Annotated in this window: 7 protein-coding genes, 1 tRNA gene and 2 pseudogenes; 3 read left to right on the top strand and 7 right to left on the bottom strand. The window is 58.5% G+C overall.

Annotated features, from left to right (window positions below; all coding sequences use genetic code 11):
• A pseudogene (locus HF921_RS00555) lies at window positions 1-164 on the top strand (IS3 family transposase); the annotation flags it as partial.
• A gap of 128 nt (window positions 165-292) precedes the next feature.
• Here the strand turns inward: HF921_RS00555 and HF921_RS00550 are convergent.
• From HF921_RS00550 to HF921_RS00535, 4 genes are all read right to left on the bottom strand, one after another.
• Window positions 293-652 carry a toxin-antitoxin system HicB family antitoxin gene (locus HF921_RS00550; protein ID WP_155735385.1) on the bottom strand — a complete coding sequence of 120 codons (360 nt, stop codon included), beginning with the start codon at window positions 650-652 and terminating at the stop codon, window positions 293-295.
• Window positions 653-654: 2 nt separating this feature from the next.
• Window positions 655-882 carry a hypothetical protein gene (locus HF921_RS00545; RefSeq protein WP_064220198.1) on the bottom strand — a complete coding sequence of 76 codons (228 nt, stop codon included), beginning with the start codon at window positions 880-882 and terminating at the stop codon, window positions 655-657.
• 527 nt (window positions 883-1,409) lie between these two features.
• Complete coding sequence (locus HF921_RS00540; protein WP_064220197.1) at window positions 1,410-1,694, bottom strand: type II toxin-antitoxin system RelE/ParE family toxin; 285 nt, start codon at window positions 1,692-1,694, stop codon at window positions 1,410-1,412.
• Window positions 1,694-1,981 (bottom strand): CopG family ribbon-helix-helix protein, encoded by a 288-nt coding sequence (locus HF921_RS00535; protein ID WP_064220196.1) that lies wholly within the window; start codon window positions 1,979-1,981, stop codon window positions 1,694-1,696. Before HF921_RS00535 ends, HF921_RS00540 begins: the two co-directional genes overlap by 1 nt.
• 444 nt (window positions 1,982-2,425) lie before the next feature.
• Between HF921_RS00535 and HF921_RS13390 the strand changes: the two genes are divergently transcribed.
• Window positions 2,426-2,557, top strand: a complete 132-nt coding sequence (locus HF921_RS13390; protein ID WP_256441972.1) for a hypothetical protein — start codon at window positions 2,426-2,428, stop codon at window positions 2,555-2,557.
• 183 nt (window positions 2,558-2,740) lie between these two features.
• Here the strand turns inward: HF921_RS13390 and HF921_RS00530 are convergent.
• The 3 genes from HF921_RS00530 to pabB all read right to left on the bottom strand — a co-directional run bounded on the left by HF921_RS00530 (window position 2,741) and on the right by pabB (window position 5,358).
• A tRNA-Thr gene (locus HF921_RS00530) sits at window positions 2,741-2,816 on the bottom strand.
• Window positions 2,817-2,828: 12 nt separating this feature from the next.
• Window positions 2,829-3,815 (bottom strand): lysylphosphatidylglycerol synthase transmembrane domain-containing protein, encoded by a 987-nt coding sequence (locus HF921_RS00525; RefSeq protein WP_215893097.1) that lies wholly within the window; start codon window positions 3,813-3,815, stop codon window positions 2,829-2,831.
• Window positions 3,816-3,882: 67 nt separating this feature from the next.
• Window positions 3,883-5,358, bottom strand: coding sequence for an aminodeoxychorismate synthase component I (gene pabB, locus HF921_RS00520; RefSeq protein WP_226834242.1), 1,476 nt, complete (start codon window positions 5,356-5,358; stop codon window positions 3,883-3,885).
• A gap of 17 nt (window positions 5,359-5,375) precedes the next feature.
• On the opposite strand from pabB, the pseudogene HF921_RS00515 reads away from it, so the two are divergent.
• Window positions 5,376-5,655: pseudogene (locus HF921_RS00515) on the top strand (hypothetical protein); the annotation flags it as partial.

The following is a 5,655-nucleotide window of genomic DNA, read 5'->3' as shown; positions in this document are numbered from 1 at the left end:
CGTGGAGGACACGGGAAGCGGTGGAACTGGCGACCCTCGAATGGGTGGCGTGGTTCAACCATGTCAGGCTGCTCGAACCCATCGGCTATATCCCTCCGGCAGAAGCTGAGGCAAACTACTATCGGCAACTCGCCGAACAGACCGAATTAACGGCCTGCACTTAAACCAAATGGCCTCCACGAAACCCGGGGCGGTTCAGTTTTCTGAACGCCAGGTTTCTGGACACTTTCGGGGCCGTTTCCGGCCCTGATTCTGTCCAGAAACTCGTCCATCTTTCAGCGTCCGGCAAACCTCACTCCGCCCGCGTTCCCTGACCCAACCCCTTGGCGATGAGCGTCAAAACCATCGCATTGAGCGATACCCCCTCCATTCTAGCCCGCGCAGCGAGTTGGGCATGGATGGATTTTGGCACTCTGGCAATGAATTTGCCGGAAGCCATGCCCCCGCCATTCGGTGCCGGTACCGGCATCCCCTGCTCCTGCAACGCCTCTATAACCGCATGCAAGGCGTCCCGGCCATTCTGTAACGCTTCTTCCAAGGTTTCACCATCCGCAATGCATTCCGTGAAATCCGGGTAGGAAATCAGATACCCTCCCCCTTCTGAGGGCTTCAGCGGGCGCATCTCGAACGGGTAATCGTCCAGTGTGTGCATGGTCATTCTCCTGCCACCAGGCGCAAAAACTTTTTGATGTAAACCGGCTTGATCGGTCGATGCGCAGGCACGGGTAGCGTCCGCCCATCGAGCCGAATGAATACGCAGTGACTGCCGCCATCATGCCGCCAGGTGATTCCGTGCTGACGGGCAACCACCTGAAGGTCATCAATATGCCACCCCATGGGGTGGTTTTTCATAGCCTCACGCAGCTTGATCGCCTTATTCATCTGTAGATGATACTACAAGTAACATCAGATACCACCATATAGAACAACGGAATTTACGGATAACCCCAGCGGGGACTCTGGCTTATGACTGGCGCTCCTCTCCCAAAGGGCCGTTTTTGAGAGGCTTCAAATGGTGATCATTGCCGCACAGTAAATCAATGGGTTGCAATTCTCGAAAAGCATTCTCAGTATGCAGCCACAGTTTCCAGCCATGATGACGAGTTTTGAGAACATGAGGTCAGCCTCCTGCTGGACGACTGCTTACGCTGCCATGCCGTCGTTGGGTACTAATGGTCGGCAGCAGACTGATACCTGCCGGAAGGCCTATGCGTGCTGCTCGGCCATTGCCGCCGGTGGCATCGGCTCAGTTGAATGATCGGTGTCGCACAGACACCCGACAATCAGCAAAAACGCGTGACATGGCTTCACCCCGTCCAAAAGGGTCCGGTTTCGGACGGGAGATGGAACCGTGTACGAAAGTGCGGCGACCAGCATTCCGGGTCGATCACGGTTTCGATGGCAGGCCGTCACCTCTTAACTGGCGGCCACTGCCGAGCCGCGTGCAGGACGCGCAACACGCGAACCAGGTCTTCTGCCAAGTCATAAACCAGGATGTAATTCCGATGCGCTACCAGCTCGCGGGTGCCGACAACGCGTCCAGGCCGCCCCTGGCCTGGGTGATCTACCAAGCGAGTCGCCTTCTCTGAAAACAGCTCATCGAGGGCTAGCGCGGCGGCCGGGTTGTCGGCCTCGATGTAGTCATAGACATCGTCGCGGTCTTGTATCGCCTCTGGTGTCCAGAACAGTTTCATCACTCGGAGGCTTCAAGTCGGCGACGCGTGGCCACCCGCTTGGCCGCAAACCTAGCCTCAACCTCGGCCGCTGGAATCAGGTTGCCGGCATTGGCCGAATCCAGACCAATTTGCACCTGGCGACGGAACCATGCGTCATGCGCGGCCGCTTCCTGTTGCTGCTGCACGAACTCGCGCATGAAGTCGCGCAGGAGTTGCGCACCGCTGCGGTCGCGGGCCTTGGCGGCCGTGGAGAACTCCGTTTTCAGTGCTTCATCGACCCGAAAAGTAAAGGTAGCTTCGCTCATGTCATTCCCCTTCTTGTATTACAAGTAACGTGCAATATAACACATAGCGGCGCACTGAAACGCTCTTGTTTTGTCATGCTTCATAGCCCTCTCGCAACCGGCCGTTTTTGAGAGGTCATGACTTCTGGCCACGGACACCCACAGAATCAACCCGTTACCGCTCTCAAAAATACCTCTTGAAATCGTTTTCTGGATCCATGGCCTACCCTATATCGTGAATTTTGAGAGGCCATCAGTTATGCAATCTACCAGATGTCCACGCCTCTGATTATTAATATTACTCGTCCAGATACTGGGCGGGAAGGTCCCCCGAAAACCAGAGGCGGGCATTTAGTCGCCACCGTGGGCACCGACCGCGTATTCATGGCCGCCACCTGTTCCGACCATTGAGCCATTCACAACATCGCCGCCATGATCCGGGCGGGCAGAAAGAGGATTAAACCCATGACCATCATCGCCGCTTGCGTATTCACGTTGAAGAAGTCCCCGACCTACCGCCTGGCGAAAGACGGCACGATGTCCGTCTGGTCAGCGTTTGGAATCACTGGCGACCAAGCCTATCGGATCGCCTGTTAAGCAACCTGAATCCGGCGCGAAGATGCAGTGCTATTTTCTCGGCCCTCAGGCGCGATGACATCCCAGAAGTGCACAGACTGGCCGGGATCAGTCCGGCTAACCCTTTTTCTCTCTGAGGTTAGCCCTGGGTTAGCTCGGAAAAATAAAGGCGCCCAGAAAACTGTCATAACTGATTGTTTTATTTGGTGCTGGCGAGAGGAATCGAACCCCCGACCCACTGATTACAAATCAGTAGCTCTACCGACTGAGCTACGCCAGCAAGACGCGCAGTTTAACGCGAGGCGGGCGGTGTTTTCAAATCCAGCGGCGCCTGATGGTGGCGATGCAGCCCAATCCAGAGCAGCGCACCCGGCAGGCTGGTCAGCACGACGGTGAAGCCCAGCAAAAGTGAGAGCGCCAGTGCCTGTTCATGCCCCATGTGCAGGTAAGACAGGTAAAACACCATCAACCCCTCACGCAGTCCCCAGCCCGCGAAAGAGATGGGCAAGGCCAGAAAAAGGCTGATCACCGGCCAGACCACCCAGATCGCCACGGCGTCGGGGGCTTCGCCCAGGGCACGGGCGAGCAGCCAGAAAGTCAGGATGGAAAAGAATTGCACCACAAAGGAGAGCACGATCGTGCCGCCGAGGGCCAGACGATGACGCAGCAGCGCCGCCATTCCCAGACGAATGTCGTGCAGCTTTTCACCCAGCCTACCCGCAAATTTTTCCAGAAAGTTGAGCAATGGGCTCAGAATCAAAAATACAATCAGGACGTAAGCAAAGACCAGAATCCCGATCGTCCAGCCCATCTGCGGCAATAATCCCACCCGCGCACCGCCCAGCACAAAGGCCACGGCAGCGATGGCAATGAGCGCCCCCAAACCCATGAAGCGGTCTCCGAACACTGCGGCCAGCGCCAGCGGCATGGAGTGGGTCTGATGGCGGGTGTACCAGGCGCGGATCACGTCACCCGATACGGAACCCGGCAGTACTTGATTGAAATAGGCACCCACCCAGTTCAGCCGCAGCAGCCAGAGCATGGGTGCGGAGCGCTCCATCGCCATGAGAATAATGCGCCAACGTATGGCTGACACCGACAGATTCATGGCGTAGGACAGCACGGCCGCCACAAACCACAACGGGCGTAGCGCCGCAAAACGCTGACCCAGTTCCTGCCAGTTGGTGTTATGCAGGAGCCAAAACAGAATGCCGACCGTAAAGACGATCTGCAGCAACAATTGCCAATGGGTATGACGTTTTTTGTTTTCTTCGGACATATTCAGTTTTTTGCAGTCAAGACTGGCAGCGACTCTATGCCAGATGGGGTCACCATGACAAACACCCTCATCCCTCTCCCGCCAATGCTGCAAGCTCGCGATGAAATACGGCCACCTTATCCAGCGTCTCCTGATACTCCGCATCCGGATCAGAATCCGCGACGATGCCGCCCCCCGCCCAGAAGCGCAGCTCACCCTGAACCGCCGTCATACTGCGAATGGCAATATTCATATCCAGGCTGCCGCGCTGATCCAGATAACCAATACTTCCGCAATACAGGCCGCGCGCGCCGACTTCCAACTCCGCGATGATTTCCATGGCCCGACGCTTGGGAGCCCCGGTAATGGATCCCCCCGGAAAGCAGGCCTCCAACGCACTCAATGCATCCTGTCCCGGTGCTAAGCGCGCCTCCACCACGCTGACCAGATGATGAACGTGGACGTAAGATTCGAGCGCGCAGAGTTGCGGCACCTGCACCGAGCCCGTCGCTGCCACCCGCCCCAGATCGTTGCGCAACAGATCGACGATCATCACGTTCTCGGCGCGATCCTTGGGACTGGCTAAAAGAGCCTGTGCCATCCGCTGGTCTTCCTGCCGATCCTCCAGGCGCGGACGTGTCCCTTTGATGGGTCGGACCTGTAAACGATCTTTTTGAACCCGCAGCAGCCGTTCCGGGGAAAAACTCAGCACCGCGCCCTGGGGCAGGGACAAACATGCCGAAAAAGGCGCCGGATTGACCGTCCGCAGTCGCTGGTAAAGCGACCATGGTGATCCTGCGTGCGGGACGGCGAAGGGTTGGGCCAGATTCACCTGATAGCAGTCACCCGCCCGGATATAGTCCTGCACCCGGCCAAAAGCTGCGGCATAGTCGCTGCGATTCCAGAGCGGCTGCACCGGCCCCCGCACCTGGAAAGATGGATCGGGGGAATATACCGTCGCGCGAGCCAGGCGTGGCTGCCACTCCGCGAGTGCCTGCACCATCCGGTCTTCGGGCGCGCAAAGCCAGGCCTTGCGCCCATGATGGTCGACCAGCAGCGCCGTATCGTAAATACCGAAGGCCGCTTCAGGAAGAGACTGAGTAGGAGGCGGCGGAATACCCTGCCCCGCCAGCCCGAAATCATAGGACAGATAGCCCAGCGCCCCGCCCGCAAACGGTAATTCTGCGGGCAGAGAGGCGGCATCGGGGAGCCTCATCACCGAGTCGCGCAACGCCTCCCAGAGCGAAAGCGCCGAGCGCCGCGCGGGGCCATCCCCATCGGCAATCCAAAGCCGCCCCGCCTCTTGCCACAGACGCTGGCGCGGTGCCGTCACCAGCATGCTGTAACGCCCCTGCGGGGACACCGTCGCGCTACTATCCAGAAAGAAGGACCAGGGCGTTGAGGCGAGTGGCGCAAACACCGTGGCGACATTCTCAGGATAAGGCACCACACATTGGGTCAGTACAGGGTGAGGCATAAGCAGAGCGGCGTCCACTGAAACGGGAGCATCAGCATAAGGGAGAAGCGTGATTTTGCCCATTCCCGGATGCCGCTTGGGGCACATCACCGCGGGATTCTTCCTTGACGACTGACCGAGCGGTCAGTATCTTGTGGCCTTACCGTCACGATAGGGTCATTCCCATGCGCGCAGATCGTCTTCCCCCACGTCTTTCGCTTCTCATGGCGGTATTGATTCTGGGCGCGACGCCCGCCGGGGCGGAAAGCCTCGTTGAGGCCTATCAGCAGGCCTACCAGACAGATCCGACACTGGCGCAGGCCCGCGCCGAACTGTCGGCTCAGATGCAGGACAAGCCTCTCGCCCGTTCCGCCCTGCTCCCCCATGTGGGTGCCGGTGCCGGTG

This window comes from Acidithiobacillus ferriphilus (genome assembly GCF_018854775.1).
In the GTDB taxonomy this organism is placed as follows: Bacteria; Pseudomonadota; Gammaproteobacteria; order Acidithiobacillales; family Acidithiobacillaceae; genus Acidithiobacillus; species Acidithiobacillus ferriphilus.
This window is presented reverse-complemented; position numbering and strand designations above follow the sequence as displayed.

Coding starts and splice junctions, on each gene's coding strand:
- HF921_RS00550 (WP_155735385.1), bottom strand. CDS start 652: ATGCACACACTGGACGATTACCCGTTCGAGATGCGCCCGCTGAAGCCC.
- HF921_RS00545 (WP_064220198.1), bottom strand. CDS start 882: ATGAATAAGGCGATCAAGCTGCGTGAGGCTATGAAAAACCACCCCATG.
- HF921_RS00540 (WP_064220197.1), bottom strand. CDS start 1,694: ATGAAACTGTTCTGGACACCAGAGGCGATACAAGACCGCGACGATGTC.
- HF921_RS00535 (WP_064220196.1), bottom strand. CDS start 1,981: ATGAGCGAAGCTACCTTTACTTTTCGGGTCGATGAAGCACTGAAAACG.
- HF921_RS13390 (WP_256441972.1), top strand. CDS start 2,426: ATGACCATCATCGCCGCTTGCGTATTCACGTTGAAGAAGTCCCCGACC.
- HF921_RS00525 (WP_215893097.1), bottom strand. CDS start 3,815: ATGTCCGAAGAAAACAAAAAACGTCATACCCATTGGCAATTGTTGCTG.
- pabB (WP_226834242.1), bottom strand. CDS start 5,358: ATGTGCCCCAAGCGGCATCCGGGAATGGGCAAAATCACGCTTCTCCCT.